This window comes from Spirosoma jeollabukense, assembly GCF_054777855.1.
In genome coordinates this window covers 873,800-889,310 of record NZ_BAAHAD010000002.1, presented here as the reverse complement: position 1 = coordinate 889,310, position 15,511 = coordinate 873,800, and the positions used below count along the sequence as shown (strand labels likewise).

Sequence of the window (15,511 nt, the reverse complement as noted above, 5' to 3'; positions counted from 1 at the left end):
GGCTGCCCCTAAATCCAGCCATAAAATCTGATCGGCGGCTAATTAAGGCAAGCGATACGCCACAACGTAGTCGCCCAGTTTGGTGCCTAATTTGCCGTGACCACCAGCCGCAATCACTACGTATTGCTGCCCATTTACCTGATACGTCATGGGTGTAGCTTGCCCACTGGCGGGCAGCGGAACCTCCCACTGCAAGCTGCCATCCTGCGTTTTGAACGCCCGGAAATGTCCGTCCAGACTCGCGGCCACAAACACCAGTCCGCCCGCCGTGACGATAGCCCCCCCAAAATTCAGGGAACCCCATTGCCTGGCCTGCGGGTATTTTTCGGGATCCATCATATACCCCAGCGGCACTTCCCATTCCAGCTTGCCTTTCTGCAGGTTTACGGCCGCCAGTGTACCCCAGGGCGGGGGCGTTTGCATCATGATTCCTTTTTCGCTTTTTGTGAACATATAATCCCGCTTCACCACATACGGCGTTCCTGACTGCATGCCAGTTTCAGCCCGAAGGAGCGCCTGGTCATTCTTCACCGTTTCGGCTAGCTTCTCACGCGGCACCAGGCGAATAATGGCCGCCATCCGATTGACATTGGTAATGAGCAAACCTGATTCGGGATCGTAACACATGCCGCCCCAGTGAACACCCCCAACATTTCCCGGCGTCATGAGACTTCCCGGTAGCGAGGGGGGGGTAAAAATTCCCTTGTAGTCAAGGCCGTCGATACGTTGCTGAGCCACGGCTTTGTCAGCCGGTGTTGGCCCCCAGGCCTCCGCCTTTTGTAAACCCAGCGCGGGTAACGTCGAGGGAACAGGTTGTGTGGGAAACGCTTCTTCACCCGGAACGGTGGAGGCAGGCATGGGCCGCTCTTCGACCGGCAACAGCGGAACGCCCGTTTCCCGATTCAGGATGAATAGGTAGCCCGTTTTGGTGCCGACCGCTACGGCAGGAACCGTTTTTCCGTTTTGCGTAAAGGGCATCAACACCGGTTGGGAAGCATTATCGTAATCCCAGATGTCGTGATGGACGGTCTGAAACTGCCAGACAACTTTCCCCGTTGAGGCTCGAATCGCTACGATCGAGTTAGCACCTGCGTTCTTCCCCAATCGTTCGCCCCCGTAGTAATCGGGACTTGGGCTGGTGGTGGGTATAAAAACCAGATCACGTTCGGCATCGGCCGAAATCAACGACCAGGCATTGGCAGCGCCTGTCTGGCTAACGTTCGGCCCTTTCCAGGTATCAAAACCGGCATCGCCTTTTGTGCGGGGAATCGGGTCCCAGCTCCAGCGCAGGGCACCCGTCAATGCGTCGTAAGCACGTACCACGCCCCGCTCATAGTTGAATCGCTGGTTATCCCCCATCGACGAACCAACCACGATGGTGTTGCCAATAACCGCCGGTGGCGACGTAACACTGATGTTACCGACACCCTGCCGCAAATCGACACTACCGGCCTTTCCGAACGTAGTGACGGGTTTTCCGGTGGCAGCCTCCAACGCAATGAGCCGCCCGTCAATGGTGGCTACAAAAATCCGTTTTGCTACGTTGTTGGCTGGCGTTTTTGCCTGAGGAGTAGGCCAGAACGAAACACCTCTGGACGTAAGCTCTGACAAATCCTGACGCAGATAAACATCCGGATCATAGTCCCATTTCTTCTGGCCCGTAGCGGCATCGATCGCAAAAACGCGCGAGGTCGGTGTACTGAAAAAAAGCGTCCCATCGACCATGATTGGCGTAGCTTCAAAAGCTGCTTTTTCTTCTGCATACGTGCCTTTGTACCGCTCTAATTCGCCGGTCCGGAATGTCCAGGCGACGGTTAACTGCTTGACATTGGCCGTATTGATTTGTTTCAGGGGCGAAAATCGCATGCCGCCCGCATCATTTCCGTAATTGGGCCACTCCACAGAACTGGCAGGTTGCTTACTGCTTGTGGTCTGGCCAATACCGGGAAAAGATTGATTAAGAAGCAGGAACGTAATTCCGGCCAGTCGGCCTATGAGATAAGGTTTCATTTTGTATAAAAGTGAATGAGTAATGAGCAGGTCTTTTATCTGGAAATACCCCCAACCCCCTGAAGGGGGCTTTCTAACCAGAGGTTTTGGCCCCTTCAGGGGGTTGGGGGTATTTCCAGACAATTACTTACGCTTTCAGGCCAAATAGCACCCGAGTCAGTTTAAAGGGCCGGATCAAAAAAATGTAGATAACAGCACAACCGATTAAGGACGAAAGGCTTATGACCAGAAATCCGTCGTAAATACCCAGCTGCATTCGGGTTAGTACGTAGTAACCAATCAGCACGATGGCTGTCTGGTGCAAAATATAAAAGGGATAGACCGCTTCAGTCAGATAAGGCAAGACTGGTCGCCCATTCACTAATGGATTTTTATTCAGGTGTCGGTAACCGTAGGCAACCGTTGTCAGCACCGAAAACCAGGTCAGCCCGAGTCGGTTGAAGCTAAAGAGGGTTGTCAGTAATTGCGAATGTTCAACGGTCTCATAGCTGACAAATACCCGTGCTCCATACAGAATACTGGTGCAGACCAACGTAGCGACCAGAAAATAGCGTCGCTGGTCGGCAATTGTCTGCCAGAAATCACGCCGACTCACCAACATATAACCCATCCACAACAGCAGGAGATTTTTCACGAAATACGCCCAGTCATTCACCAGCGCGTGCGTCTCATTTGGGAAAAAGCCGCCTAGCGCTACATCGTTGAGAAGCAGAAGACCAACCAGCCACAGCGCCCCGCCCGGCTTGGCAATGAGTCGGCCAAGGCGGTCGGTAAAGCGTTGTCCCGATTCGCTTTTCAACCAGCGAAATAAGGGAATACTTAGTAGCGAGTACAGAAACAAATAGGAAATGAACCACAGGTGATGCCAGCTAAACGCGCCACCTGTACCACCTTCCTGGTACGGTTGAAAGTTGAATACTTCAGGATAGAATTCGGCATAACTTCCGGTAAACCGATGCCGAAATATCCATTCCATATAAATCTGCGGGGGAACAACCACGAACATGCCAAACACCAACGGTATCAGCAGTCGCCGAAAGCGCTCGCCCGCATAACCGCCGAACGAGCGTTTGCGTAGTGCGAAAAACGTACCGGCGCCTGAGATAAAAAACATGAGCGGCATACGCCAGCAATGTAGCCAGCGCATAACCTCCTCCATTGGCCGACTGTGTTCGGCACTTTTGATGTGCCAGTACCACGACACATAGATCATGCCGGTATGATGAAACAATAGCGTCAGAATAGCGATGATACGGAGCCAGTCGAGGTCGTAGCGTCGTGCGGTAAGGGCCTGGGGCGCGGGGCCTGGGGTTAAGGGCACGGTGCGCGTAGTCCGGGAGACAAAGTCAGGGGCTATAGGAGGCATTGTGGGCTGCATGAGCTTGTGGTTTGATTTGATGCCCAAAATTGCACCCTCAATGCTCCAAATGGCCTATTTCCCGACAATCATGAAGTTCATCCCGACCGGGAAGAAGCTTTACGCCCCCTGTCCTAAGCCCTTTGCCCGAAACTGCGCCGGTGTCTGGTTGGTCAGCCGCTTAAATGCGGTATGAAAAGCAGATGTCGAATTATAGCCAACCCGCTCGGCAATTTCGTCGATCTTGAGGTGAGCCGTAGCCGGATTATTTAACAACAGCTGAGCCTCCCGAACGCGATACGTAGCCAGCATATCGAAAAAGCTCTGGTCGAGCCGATCATTCAGCAGTTGCGACAGATGGTGCGGAGAGGTGTTGAGTTGCCCGGCTAATTTCGATAGCGATAAGTCGCTTTGCAGATAGGGTTTCTGTTCCACCATCAGCCGCGTGAGTTTTTGGAGGATGGCCTCTTCGACTTCTTCCGACAAAGACGATTTTTCGTACTTCTTTCTCGGCTCAGCCTCTGTTTCCGGCAAGGTGGATTGTGGAACGGGCTCATCGACAAAAAAGCTGGAGTCAGCCATGACACGGATGCTCGTGACATAAATGATCACCGTCAGGTAACAGGCAAGCAGATAATCGCCCAGATCTTCATAAAACTGAGGCTTAACAAGCGCAATCAACGGAGGCAGCACCAGAAACAGTAAGCTTTGGTTACGTAGCTGCGCCAACCGGGCGGGTGAATTCTGCCAGAACGACCGGCCCGATTGTCGATAGGTGCGATAAATAAGTACCAAAGCCAGCACATTATAAACCAGGCAACTGATGATGGTCATTACATCAATGTAGTCCCGGATGCCAAACAAATCTTCGGGTAAGTAGCTATGCGGTTCGTGCGCAAACGGCAGTTCGGGGTGATAGGCGTGGAGGTAGTTGTTGTATTTGAGCGCGGTGGGCTGATAAAGCCAGGAAATTGAATTGATCGCCCAAAGACCGGCTGGCACAAAATGTAAGCCCCACCACCGCGGCAATCGTCCCCGAATTCGGGCAAAAACAAAGAAGAAAAACAACGGAGCCATCACAAAATTGAGCGGCTCCGAAAAGTCAACAAAGGTCAGGACCCGAAACATGTAGTTGGTGTAGCAGAGAAACATCTCCCCAATAACCGCCGACAAGGCCAGCATGAGATAGCCCATGCAGCGGTTCGCTACGTTACGACCGCGATTGCCCGTAAGAAAAAAAACGCCTAAAAACAGGCCCTGCGCTACCCCCAGCAGGATGATAAACGCGAACATGTCAAATTGGATGGGGAGTGTCTGCATCAGATCGGCATTACGTAGCGAAAGATAAAAAAAAGACCCATACGGTTTAAGAATCGTACGGGTCCAACTACTGGTAAACCAAACTTAACTATCGAATTTCCATCTCGAATGGCAACCGCATCTGAATGCCTTCCAGCGTTTTGAGTTTCTTCAAATACTTTACATACGGAGCCAGTTCGCCAAGCTGCGCCTGAATTTTGGCCTCCTCATCGCCCCCAAATGAATTCATCAGTTGCTCCACGAATGGTTTCTTACGGGGCTGATATTTCAATTTGTAGTCACCGTCTTTGAGTTTAGCCGATTGAGCGGCCAGTTTAATGGCGTCGTCCAGGCCACCCAGTTGGTCAACCAGGCCAATGGCTTTGCCCTGGGTTCCCGTCCAGACGCGGCCACCCGCAATGGCCCGAAGGCTGTCGACCGGCAAGTTGCGCCCGGCTGCGGCCTTACTCGTAAACTCAGCGTAGATACGTTCCGTCGACTTCTGCATTACCTGCTTTTGAAACGGGGTCATCTCGTGGGTGCCAGTTGGGAAGTCTGCATTCTCGTTCGTTTTGACGCGATCATATGTAACACCGAGCTTATCTTTAAAGAACGTTTCGGTATTGAACAGCAACGCAAACACACCAATGGAACCGGTAATGGTATTGGGTTCGGCTACGATCTTGTTGCATCCCATGAGCATGTAATACCCACCCGACGCTGCATAATCAGACATGGAACCGATAACGGGCTTGGCCTTTTTGGCCAGTTCCACCTCGCGGAACATGATGTCTGAGGCCAATGCACTCCCACCGCCCGAGTTCACACGTAGCACAATAGCCTTCACTTTATCATCTAAGCGGGCTTTGCGCAGTTCCTCTACGATTGATTCCGAGCCGATGTTGCTGTCACTGCTTTTACCCGAAACGATATCGCCCGACGCGATAATCACGGCAATTCGATCTGAGCCACCCCCCACGTTTTCCTCGTCTTTATCCCGATCAGCGTATTTGCTCAACAGCACATAGTTGATTTTCTTTTTCTCTTCAATGTTCAGCTGCTTGCGAATGACGCTCTCCAGTTCGTCCTGATAGCCAATATTCGTTACCAGCTTTGTACGTAATGCATCTTCGGGCTTCTGAATCACCAGTTTATCGGCATAATACTTAAGCGAATCGACCCGGAGGTTCCGGCTCTGCGCCACCCGCACCAGCATGTGATTATTGATCGAATTCAGAAAAGACGTAACCTGCAGGCGGTTAGGATCGCTCATGTTGTCGCGAACAAACGGCTCGACGGCGCTTTTGAAATCACCAACTTTGAAGATTTCGGGTTTTACGCCCAGTTTTTCGAGCGTTCCCTTAAAGAACGACAGTTCGGCATTCAGGCCGTTCCATTCCAGATCGCCAGCGGGATTCAGGTAAATTTTATCGGCTACCGACGCCAGATAATAGCCTTTTTCGGTCATGCCCTCGGCGTAGGCATACACGAATTTCTTCGATTGTTTGAAGTCGATCAGCGCGTTGCGGACTTCTTCGAGAGACGCCCACCCACCGCTTGGACTTTCGCTTTGCAGGTAGATGCCCTTGATGTTACTGTCTTCCTTAGCATTCTTGAGCGCCTGCTTCAATTCAATTAAACCAATGGCATCGCTCGGTCCGCTAATAGGCCCAAAACCGTTGAACGGATTTTCGTTACTACGTTCCTCGATGGGTATGTCAAGATTTAGTTTCAGTACCGAATTTTCTTTCACATCCGCCTTCTTATCATCCGACGACGACAAAGCAGCCCCCACCCCAACCAACAGCAAAATGCCAACGAATGAAAACACCAATAAGCCAACAACTGTGGCCAGTACATACTTAAGAAACTGTAGCATGAAAAAGAAGCCCTTGTTTAACAGGCCTATTACAAATATAGCCCGGAAGTAAATTCCCAGGCTATAAAAATGTTAAGTGTATGAATTTAGCGGACGAATGGTTGGAAACGCAATGGGCAGCGGGCGCGGGGCAAAAGGTTATCTGTTAATATACCCTCTGCCCTTACTCCTGTGCCCTCTGCAACCTACATCAGCTTGTAATCGTTGATGGAGGTTTGAATAACTTCCCAGGCTTCGGCCTGGCCGTAGATGTTGGCCAGTTCCATAACGGCGGGTTCTTCAGGCAGGTTTTTGTAGGTCAGGAAGTAGTGGCGAAGGCGCTTTACTACTGCTTCGGGCAGTTGCCCCAGTTCAGTATATTGGCCGTACATAGCGTCGCCTTTCAGGACGGCAATGATTTTATCGTCGGCCTCTCCTTTATCAATCAGCCGGAAGCCCCCGATGGGAATAGCTTGCAGGATTAAATCGCCGTGCGTAATCTCACGCTCGGTTAATACACAAATATCGAGTGGGTCCCCATCACCATGTTCAACCATCCGCCCCGATTTTTCGGTAGCCAAGCGGGCAATCTGCTCCCCACAGTAGGTTTGCGGCACGAACCCATACAGCGCAGGCAATACGTTGGAATACTGCTGAGGGCGATCGATTTTGAGATAGCCCGTAGCTTTATCGATTTCATACTTTACCGTGTCGGTTGGCACGATTTCGATAAAACAGGTAACTTGTTTTGGAGCTAATTCGCCAATTGGAATGCCATGCCAGGGATGGGCTTTAAAATTACTCTTCATTGAAGTTATTCTAAAAAAATAAAGTGATTTGTTGGTACGTAAAACTGATTGTGGAAACTCAACAAAGAGCTCGCACGATTTAAAGAAAAAAGTGGAATAATCAAGGTTTACCAGGTAATAAAAAGAGACATTCCGTCCGCTTGTTGCCTCAATAGCCCTGTAGGCCAGCAAAAAGCGGACGGAACGCCCGGAACAATCGTAAAAATACGAAGGGAAAATGAAATCTGACTGTTTTTACTCAGTTGACTTTGCCGGAGTCGGCCAGATTAGTCGCAAAACCAACGCGTTCGGCAATCTGTAGATCAGCCGATTTCCCCAGCGATTGCCGCACCAGCATTTCACCCAGAAAACCCGCCAGGAACAACTGAACGCCGAGTATAATTGCAACTAACCCGAAGTAAAACAGCGGGTTATCGGTTGCATTGCGAAACTTGACACCCTGCGAAATATTGATCAGTTTTTCGACGATCAGCCACACCGCCAGCACCGTTCCGACAAAGAATGACAACGTACCGAACGTTCCAAAAAAGTGCATAGGTCGCTTACTAAACCGATGAACGAACGCAATAACCAGTACGTCCAAAAATCCATTTACGAAGCGTTCGAGACCAAATTTGGTAGTGCCATACTTACGGGCGCGGTGTTGAACCACTTTTTCTCCAATCCGACCAAACCCGTTCCAGTTAGCCACAATCGGCAGATTTCGGTGCATATCGCCGTAAAGCGCGGGCGCAATGGTTTTAACAACTTTCTGCCGGTACGCTTTTAGCCCACAGTTGAAATCGTGAAGCTGTACACCCGAAATCCAGCGCGAAACCGAATTGAACAGTTTTGTCGGTAAGGTTTTCGTAATGGGGTCGTAGCGTTTTTGTTTCCAGCCCGACACCAGGTCGTACTTGTCTTCAACGATCATTCGATACAATTCAGGAATCTCGTCGGGACTATCCTGCAAATCGGCATCCATCGTAATCAACACCTGCCCGCGCGCGGCCTGAAAGCCACTTTGCAACGCCATTGTTTTGCCGTAATTCCGATTGAATCGGATTCCACGTACGTTTGGATTGATACTCGCTAATCGTTCGACAACCGCCCATGACTCATCGGTGCTGCCGTCGTCAACGAACAGAATTTCGTAGGTATACTGGTGTTCCGTTACAACCCGCACGATCCAGTCGTGCAACTCCGGCAGCGACTCATCTTCGTTGTAAAGCGGAATTAAAACGGTCAGTTGAAGCAATTCGGTCATGTACTTTTCTAAACGCAAAGGGCGCTTCGATTATCGCAAAGGTCGCAGAGTTTTCAGAAAATTAAGTAAAAATCGCGGAGCAGCGTCTGGAATTCGGCGGTATAGGTACGTCCATCCTCTTCATGAATGTTCAGCGTTTCGTCCACAGCCGTATCAGCACCAAACGAAAAGCCAATTATAATTCTGAATATCGGCTTTCGGGCATTATGACGTAGTGAAAGTCGACGAAACGGTCGTAAGCCTGACCTTTCCGCCAAATCTGCCAGTTTTTGCGCTTCGTAAGGTGGCAACAACACCCACCACTCCCCTTCCGGTTTCAACAGTCGAATTACCGATTCAATTAACTCCGGAAAGGGTAAGTCATCCGTATGTAGTGCCCGATTAACGGCCGCGTCGGGTGAGCGCAGGTGATTGGTGTAAAACGGTGGATTAGTTAGAATCTGGTCGTAGGTCTTTGACTCACTCAAGAACGACGTAGGCTGAAAATCCTGTATGCGACTGTGTATGACGCGTATTCGCTCCAAAAACGGACTAGCTACAACGTTATCAGTCACCTGGGAAAAAGCTGCGTCATCCACTTCAACCGCATCAATCAGTGCCTTCGGATTGCGTTGAGCGGCCATAAGGGCCAGCAATCCCGTCCCGGTGCCAATGTCGAGGATACATACGGGCGAATCCACTACGTTGGCATACGCCCCGAGCACACAAGCATCGGTGCAAACCTTCATGGCAGTGCGATCCTGGTGAATAGTGAATTGCTTAAATCGAAACATGGGATCATTTCCGGCCAAAATCAGCTGGATTTTCGCCCCAGACGGTGGTTTCCCACTTCAGCACAGGATTGGCATATTTATGTGACTGGAGCCAGGTTTCGGCCCGGTCGATAAGCTCGAAGAGTTCCGTGTTTCGGGCTGTTTCTTCAAGTTTAGTATTGGCTTTTTTCTTTTTAACCCAGCCAATGGCCGTTCGGGAATCGGAATAGACAGGAATATTGCTCCCTTTCTGATGAAGTAACGCTAACGCGTGAACGATGGCCAGAAACTCGCCGATGTTGTTGGTTCCATCGGCATAAGGACCTTTGAGGAACAACTTTTGCCGCGTTGCCAGATAGATGCCCTGGTATTCCATGTCGCCGGTTGCCGTATTCCAGGCCGCATCAACAACCAGGCTATCCTGAATCGGCAAGCCAACCAGGCCATCTAATTTCCCCTGTTTGCCAGCGGGTTTTGTCGTCTGACCAATATGAACGTGAGGTTTGTCTTTGAAGGCTTTGAGCGCAGCTACTTTAGAATCGAATGACTTAAACAATGGTTTGGGAAACCCATCCGTTTGCACTTTCGCTTCGTCCCAATTGTCATAAACGCCGGGCTTTCGGCCTTGCCAGACCACATAAAATTTGGGCTTTTTCTGCGCCATAAAAATTCCTTTTCCGCAAAAGTAAGGCAGAATCTATATGGCTGTACGTACCAAGTTGTAGGTATACATTAACAAAAATGCCTTACTAGGCCTAGTAAAGCATTTTTGTTACTATTGGTTACTCCTTACTTTTTACCCCTTTCCAAACTAAATACAGCGTTAGACCCGCCAAAATACTCCAGGCGGTTGTGCGGGCTACGGTAAAGGAAATTGGTGGCGGCATATCCACAATTCCGTTTTCATCAGTAACCGCGGGTTGTTTAACGTAACGCCCGTCGGAAGATGGAATAGAACGGGCCTCGAAATCGTGCGCGAGTTTGTTCAGGCCCAGTTCGAGATCGAGCCCGCGTACCGATACGCCATGACCCGTTCCGGCCGCTAAGGGATTGAGGTTATTGAGTTTTAGAACTGACTGCTTGGCCGCTTGCCAGTCGCAGGTGAAGTAAGCCGGTGGCCCATGAAATTCTTCGCGCTGCGTGGCAACCGCCGTAATTGCATTCTGATTGGTCGTCACGAAGGCATCGCCCGCGATTAGTGTCCGATCTTTGTCGCGGAACAACGATACGTGTCCCGGCGCATGGCCCGGTGTATGGATGGCCCGCCAGCCGGGAAGTTCCGGGATTTGCCCATTGTCGGCAATGGGCTGGATTCGATCACCAAAATCACTTGGACCGATCGGGAACACCCACGACATATAGGACATGCCGCCCCCGCCAATGGCCGGATCGGGTGGTGGGTAGCTGGATTTTCCCTGTAAATAGGGCAATTCAAGCCGATGGGCATAAACAGGCACATCCCACTCCTCCAGCAACGTTTTCAGCGAACCCGTGTGGTCGGCATGTCCGTGCGTCAGGACAATGGCTTCGGGCTTGGTCCCTGCTCCGAATAGTTCTTTAGCTTTCTTTTTGATGTCGCTCGCATAGCCAGCCAGGCCAGCATCTACAAGTACCCAGGGATTGCCTTCACCGGGTTCACCGATAAAAAATACATTGACAAACAGGGTTTTTAGTCCAGCAACGTCGTCTCTTACGTCATAGGGCGATTTGAAACCGGTACCAGCAGGTATTGCGACTTCGCTTTCAATACTTTCCATATAAGTCGAGTTTGTTTACAGCTCAACCTCAGGCAAGGTAGATTGTTCGGTATTGTGCACGAACGGTTTACGCGTTTAAGTCCGCTCCTCCCACACGCGCGCTACGTTCACAATTACTTCTACGGCTTTTTGCATGTCCTGCACCGAAACCCACTCCAGCCGCGAGTGAAATGCATGTTCGCCCGCGAAAATATTGGGACACGGTAGTCCCATAAACGACAGCCGCGATCCATCCGTCCCCCCGCGAATGCTACGTCGTTCGGCCGATAAGCCCGCCCGGCGAATGGCTTCGAGTGCATTGTCGACGACAGCCGGGTGTTGATCCAGTACGTCCTTCATGTTCCGGTATTGTTCTTTCACCACCAGCTGCGCCGACGAGCCGGGATAGTTTTTCAGTACGTCCTTAAGCAGATTTTGCAGGTACGTTTCCTTCTCCTGTAAACCCACTTCGGTAAAGTCGCGAATGATAAATTCCAGCACCGCCTTATCCTGATTTCCCTCCATGCGCGTTGGGTGAACAAAGCCTTCTTTTTCCTCGGTCGTTTCGGGAGAAAGCGCATTTTTGGGCAATGCGGCCAGTACATCAGCGGCAATTTTCAGGGCGTTTTCGAGTTTTCCCTTCGCAAAACCGGGGTGCGTGCTCACCCCCTGAATGGTAATTTTGACTGCATCAGCCGAGAAGGTTTCGTCTTCGAGCGTGCCCAGTGCTTCGCCATCAATGGTGTAGGCGAAATCAGCGCCAAGTTTCTGAATATCGACTTTCTCGGTACCACGACCCACTTCTTCGTCCGGCGTGAAAAGCAACCGAATCCGACCATGCTTCACTTCCGGGTGCGTCAGCAGGTAATGGGCCGCGTCCATGATTTCGGCCAGGCCCGCTTTGTTATCGGCGCCCAGCAACGTAGTACCGCTTGCCGTAATGATGTCATTACCAAGCTGGTGTTTCAAATCAGGATGGTCGGCGACACGAATAATTTGTGTTGCATCATCCGGTAAGCTAATATCCGACCCGCCCCAGTTCTGGTGGATAATTGGCTTCACACCCGCGCCGGTCACGTCGGGCGACGTATCGACGTGCGAGCAAAAGCAGATCGTGGGCACATTTTCTTTGTTCGTATTAGCCGGAATCGTTGCGTAAACATAACCCCATTGGTCAAGTTCAACGTCGGCAATACCCATGTCGAGCAATTCCTGGAGCAATACGCGACTCAGATCTTTTTGCTTTTCCGTGCTCGGATTGGTTGGAGATTGCGGATCCGACTGGGTGTCAACCTGGACGTAGCGCAGGAAGCGATCAACGGCGGTGAATTGGTAGTCTTGCATTAACTTTCTCGGTTGTAGCTATTCATGAGAATGGTTCTCTATACAAGAGAAATTCATAGTCAGGCCATTCTGTTTTCAGAATATCCTGCGTAACGAGCGGTTTTCTAGATACTCATCAAAAATTTTATCACTACTCAATAGGTTCATTTCTTCTACTATTGACTGAGCTATAATAATTCGATCAAATGGATCTTTATGATGAAATGGTAGCTTATTCTGCTCCACAGTGTGAATGAAATTGATAGGAAGAATTTCTATTTCGTTCTCTATTACATCATCAATCACTGTTTCATATGAACCGTTAATCGCTAGTTTGCCAAGAGAAGTTTTAATAGAAATTTCCCACAAGCTGGCAATACTAATAAAGATTTCATTTTCCCTATTTTCCAATATTTCTTGGGCTGTCCCACTCAATTCAGAGGAACCGCTAATGAACCAAAGAAATATTTGAGTATCAATCAAGTACTTCATTACATATAGTCTTTAAAGTCCTCCAAAGGAGCATTAAAGTCAGGAGACAAGGTGTATTTTCCTTTTGCACTACCGAATCGCCTTTTATGGTTTTTATTGGTGGACTTCTCGTTGTATTGATTTTTGAGAAATTCGATATAATGCAATACTTCAACCTTAAGATTCTCAGGCAATTGATACAACTGCGATATAATAAGCTTTTCAGTCATATTGATTTATAATTTCATTAACTGTTTTATCCTTAACGAGGAACCTAGCCTCACAAAATCCCTGCTAAATCCGCTGGTGAATAATTCACGCTTTTGAGTGTCTTATGATCGGCGTCGCGGTAAACGAGAAACTTACCGTCCGACTCAATAAAATGGCAGGGAACGCCTTTGGCCTGATATTGAGCTACGGTGTCTTCAGCTTCGGCAATGGTCAGGCAGGCCTTACTCATGTTTGAGCGCTGCACCTCATCGAATAAAGCTTTGAATTTATCGCCTAGCCCAAATTCAAGCACGGTACCGGACAATACGTACTGCAAATCGCACAACGCATCGGCAACAGCCACAATGTCGTTGTCGGCAATGGCTTCGCGCAATTCGTCAAGTTCCTCAGCCAAAAGCGACACGCGTAACTGAGCGCGGGCTTCGGCCGGAATTTGGGGAGTCTCTAAAACAGGGGCATGAAAGGTGCGGTGAAATTCCGCCACCTGGTTAAGTGAGTCAGGTTGTTGCATGATAACTAATGATGGCGGGGCCGCCCGCGCGGTGATGAATTATAAATGATGAATGCTATTTCACGGATCATTCATCATTTATAATTCATCATTAATTTAATTTTCCTCTTCGCTGGTGAATGAATACAAAGTCGTATCCAGCGATAACGTATTGGCTTTGAAGTTTTTGATAAAATCTTCGATAACCTCGTCGGTAACTTCATCCACATTCAGACAAACGTCCAGCGCAATGCCATAGTCGGATTCCATGTCTACGTCCACATGTTCCTGAACTTTTATCGTTTCTGTTTCTTCAATCTCCTCAATGAGTTCAGTAAGAGCGGTTTCAGCCTCTTCTTCCAGTTCGGGCGAGATTTTGAAATTAGGTTTGCGCTCTTCGGGTGGTACATATTCCGGATAAGTTTTACGTACCTGTTCTACGGCCATTTCATACACCAGACTGCTGTGGTGCAGACGTAGTGTATAGACCAGCGTATCGAAAATAACTTCCTGGCCCTGATACTGTCCAGGGAACTGAATATGAACGCATTCGCCCTCATCCAGCGTGTCTAAATCGTCGTCTTCGACATACACGAACGATTTGCCTTCCTGTTGGCACTCCTCTTTAAGTGCGCTGATTTCTTCGGGGTCGAACCCTTCGTTTTTGTAGTTTGCCATGAAGCAAAAGTAGTGAAGAATGATGAGCGAAGGGTGAAGAATAAACCGGTGAATTATATTCTTCACTCTTCACTCATCATTCTTCACTACGTTTAGTCCACTCCTTCACCACGGCTTCGGCTAAATCAACGGCCGTATGAATGGGCGTCTGATCAATGTGTTCGAGCGTATCGTCGGGTTGGTGAATACGTGGCATCCAGCCATTTGCATCCAGGGCACACAGCGCCAATACCGGAATCCGGTTACGCACGAACCATACGCTATCGAAATCGGCAGTATGCCATTGACCTACCTGCGCCCGATCTCGAAACGCATCGGTTTTGAGCAATGAACGCGCAATTTTAGTGGGTGCATTATTGTACTGAATGGCTTCATACGTACCCGTTTGCTCCACCACTGTCAATTTTCCGGCGCCAAGCGTATCGAAGTTTATGGCCAGTGTCTGAGTTGATTTCCATTGTTTTTTGTGGGCTTCAACGTAGTGGTATGCCCCAATCATACCAACTTCTTCGGCACTTGTCAGCACCACTTCAATATCCAGATCGGGTACGTTTGCCTGCCTAAGCCGCTCGGCAGTGGCTATGGCTGCCGCTACGCCTGTGGCGTTGTCGCTGGCCCCATTTGAATAGCCTTTAAGCCAGTAACCAGCCGTGCTACTAATGGCTTGCACCACGAAATAAGCCATTAATCCATACCGGAGATAGGTTAAATACGGCATTCCCACATGAACCACCTCGAAGGTTGCCGCGCTTGCCGCCAGCACCATCAACCCTAGCGATATCATCAACGACAATTGAAAATTTCCCTGCCGTTTTGGGCTGTAGAGCAGCGACACCGGAGCGGTATCATAATGGGCCATTAAAATTAGTTTTCGCCTGTTCGCTACGTCCCCGCGAGCTGGCCATTGACCAACTACGTTTCGCGATGTATGCTGAACAGGGAACCTGATAATGAACGAGTAACGCCAATTGAAATAAAGCCAGGCCATCGCCACAAAATACCAGACAAGGCCAACCGCCACACCCGTCACAGGAACCAAGGCCAGCCCCGTCAGCAGGCCGCCGATGAGCCAGTACACAATCGTTGCATAAGTCTTAGGCGTATCAAAAGGTTCTGTTCGAACGGTTGCCCCTATGTCAGCAAGATGATTTTGGAGTAAGCGAGCCGCTTCGGCTTCATTAGCCGTGGCCGCTCCCCGATGTGGCAATGCAGCGAGTCGACGTAATAGGTCTGAATCGAAATTCACAAGAT

General features: G+C 49.7%; 15 protein-coding genes. All 15 read right to left on the bottom strand.

Annotated elements, in window-relative coordinates; genetic code table 11:
- Positions 1-42: 42 nt before the first annotated feature.
- Positions 43-2,010, bottom strand: a complete 1,968-nt coding sequence (locus tag ACYVEA_RS12065; RefSeq protein ID WP_461113674.1) for a pyrroloquinoline quinone-dependent dehydrogenase — start codon at positions 2,008-2,010, stop codon at positions 43-45.
- Positions 2,011-2,137: 127 nt separating this feature from the next.
- Positions 2,138-3,388, bottom strand: coding sequence for an acyltransferase family protein (locus ACYVEA_RS12060; protein WP_461113673.1), 1,251 nt, complete (start codon positions 3,386-3,388; stop codon positions 2,138-2,140).
- 99 nt (positions 3,389-3,487) lie between these two features.
- Complete coding sequence (locus ACYVEA_RS12055) at positions 3,488-4,687, bottom strand: helix-turn-helix transcriptional regulator (RefSeq protein WP_461113672.1); 1,200 nt, start codon at positions 4,685-4,687, stop codon at positions 3,488-3,490.
- An 88-nt stretch (positions 4,688-4,775) separates the two neighbouring features.
- Complete coding sequence (gene sppA, locus ACYVEA_RS12050) at positions 4,776-6,545, bottom strand: signal peptide peptidase SppA (protein ID WP_461113671.1); 1,770 nt, start codon at positions 6,543-6,545, stop codon at positions 4,776-4,778.
- A gap of 185 nt (positions 6,546-6,730) precedes the next feature.
- Positions 6,731-7,333 (bottom strand): inorganic pyrophosphatase, encoded by a 603-nt coding sequence (locus ACYVEA_RS12045; RefSeq protein WP_461113670.1) that lies wholly within the window; start codon positions 7,331-7,333, stop codon positions 6,731-6,733.
- Positions 7,334-7,571: 238 nt separating this feature from the next.
- Complete coding sequence (locus ACYVEA_RS12040; protein ID WP_461114078.1) at positions 7,572-8,579, bottom strand: glycosyltransferase family 2 protein; 1,008 nt, start codon at positions 8,577-8,579, stop codon at positions 7,572-7,574.
- Positions 8,580-8,632: 53 nt separating this feature from the next.
- The gene (locus ACYVEA_RS12035; protein ID WP_461113669.1) at positions 8,633-9,352 is read right to left on the bottom strand and encodes a tRNA1(Val) (adenine(37)-N6)-methyltransferase; all 720 of its coding nucleotides are present in this window, start codon (positions 9,350-9,352) and stop codon (positions 8,633-8,635) included.
- A 4-nt stretch (positions 9,353-9,356) separates the two neighbouring features.
- Positions 9,357-9,995: a ribonuclease H1 domain-containing protein gene (locus ACYVEA_RS12030; RefSeq protein WP_461113668.1), complete on the bottom strand. Its 639-nt coding sequence runs from the start codon at positions 9,993-9,995 to the stop codon at positions 9,357-9,359.
- Positions 9,996-10,113: 118 nt separating this feature from the next.
- Positions 10,114-11,088, bottom strand: a complete 975-nt coding sequence (locus tag ACYVEA_RS12025) for an MBL fold metallo-hydrolase (protein ID WP_461113667.1) — start codon at positions 11,086-11,088, stop codon at positions 10,114-10,116.
- A 75-nt stretch (positions 11,089-11,163) separates the two neighbouring features.
- Positions 11,164-12,411, bottom strand: coding sequence for a peptidase T (gene pepT, locus ACYVEA_RS12020; RefSeq protein WP_461113666.1), 1,248 nt, complete (start codon positions 12,409-12,411; stop codon positions 11,164-11,166).
- Between the two features lie 75 nt (positions 12,412-12,486).
- Complete coding sequence (locus ACYVEA_RS12015) at positions 12,487-12,882, bottom strand: type II toxin-antitoxin system VapC family toxin (protein WP_461113665.1); 396 nt, start codon at positions 12,880-12,882, stop codon at positions 12,487-12,489.
- Positions 12,882-13,091, bottom strand: a complete 210-nt coding sequence (gene vapB / locus ACYVEA_RS12010) for a type II toxin-antitoxin system VapB family antitoxin (protein WP_461113664.1) — start codon at positions 13,089-13,091, stop codon at positions 12,882-12,884. Before vapB ends, ACYVEA_RS12015 begins: the two co-directional genes overlap by 1 nt.
- A gap of 50 nt (positions 13,092-13,141) precedes the next feature.
- Positions 13,142-13,603, bottom strand: coding sequence for a pyrophosphohydrolase domain-containing protein (locus ACYVEA_RS12005; protein ID WP_461113663.1), 462 nt, complete (start codon positions 13,601-13,603; stop codon positions 13,142-13,144).
- A gap of 96 nt (positions 13,604-13,699) precedes the next feature.
- Entirely contained in the window at positions 13,700-14,260 is a 561-nt protein-coding gene (locus ACYVEA_RS12000) for a hypothetical protein (RefSeq protein WP_461113662.1), read from the bottom strand.
- A gap of 76 nt (positions 14,261-14,336) precedes the next feature.
- Positions 14,337-15,506: a M28 family metallopeptidase gene (locus tag ACYVEA_RS11995; protein WP_461113661.1), complete on the bottom strand. Its 1,170-nt coding sequence runs from the start codon at positions 15,504-15,506 to the stop codon at positions 14,337-14,339.
- Positions 15,507-15,511 lie beyond the last annotated feature (5 nt).

Excerpts from the sequence above, each read along its gene's own strand:
- pepT (WP_461113666.1), bottom strand. The coding sequence starts at position 12,411 with ATGCAAGACTACCAATTCACCGCCGTTGATCGCTTCCTGCGCTACGTC.
- ACYVEA_RS12045 (WP_461113670.1), bottom strand. The coding sequence starts at position 7,333 with ATGAAGAGTAATTTTAAAGCCCATCCCTGGCATGGCATTCCAATTGGC.
- ACYVEA_RS12035 (WP_461113669.1), bottom strand. The coding sequence starts at position 9,352 with ATGTTTCGATTTAAGCAATTCACTATTCACCAGGATCGCACTGCCATG.
- ACYVEA_RS12025 (WP_461113667.1), bottom strand. The coding sequence starts at position 11,088 with ATGGAAAGTATTGAAAGCGAAGTCGCAATACCTGCTGGTACCGGTTTC.
- ACYVEA_RS12040 (WP_461114078.1), bottom strand. The coding sequence starts at position 8,579 with ATGACCGAATTGCTTCAACTGACCGTTTTAATTCCGCTTTACAACGAA.
- ACYVEA_RS12065 (WP_461113674.1), bottom strand. The coding sequence starts at position 2,010 with ATGAAACCTTATCTCATAGGCCGACTGGCCGGAATTACGTTCCTGCTT.
- ACYVEA_RS12060 (WP_461113673.1), bottom strand. The coding sequence starts at position 3,388 with ATGCAGCCCACAATGCCTCCTATAGCCCCTGACTTTGTCTCCCGGACT.
- ACYVEA_RS12030 (WP_461113668.1), bottom strand. The coding sequence starts at position 9,995 with ATGGCGCAGAAAAAGCCCAAATTTTATGTGGTCTGGCAAGGCCGAAAG.
- ACYVEA_RS12000 (WP_461113662.1), bottom strand. The coding sequence starts at position 14,260 with ATGGCAAACTACAAAAACGAAGGGTTCGACCCCGAAGAAATCAGCGCA.
- vapB (WP_461113664.1), bottom strand. The coding sequence starts at position 13,091 with ATGACTGAAAAGCTTATTATATCGCAGTTGTATCAATTGCCTGAGAAT.
- ACYVEA_RS12015 (WP_461113665.1), bottom strand. The coding sequence starts at position 12,882 with ATGAAGTACTTGATTGATACTCAAATATTTCTTTGGTTCATTAGCGGT.
- ACYVEA_RS12005 (WP_461113663.1), bottom strand. The coding sequence starts at position 13,603 with ATGCAACAACCTGACTCACTTAACCAGGTGGCGGAATTTCACCGCACC.
- sppA (WP_461113671.1), bottom strand. The coding sequence starts at position 6,545 with ATGCTACAGTTTCTTAAGTATGTACTGGCCACAGTTGTTGGCTTATTG.
- ACYVEA_RS12055 (WP_461113672.1), bottom strand. The coding sequence starts at position 4,687 with ATGCAGACACTCCCCATCCAATTTGACATGTTCGCGTTTATCATCCTG.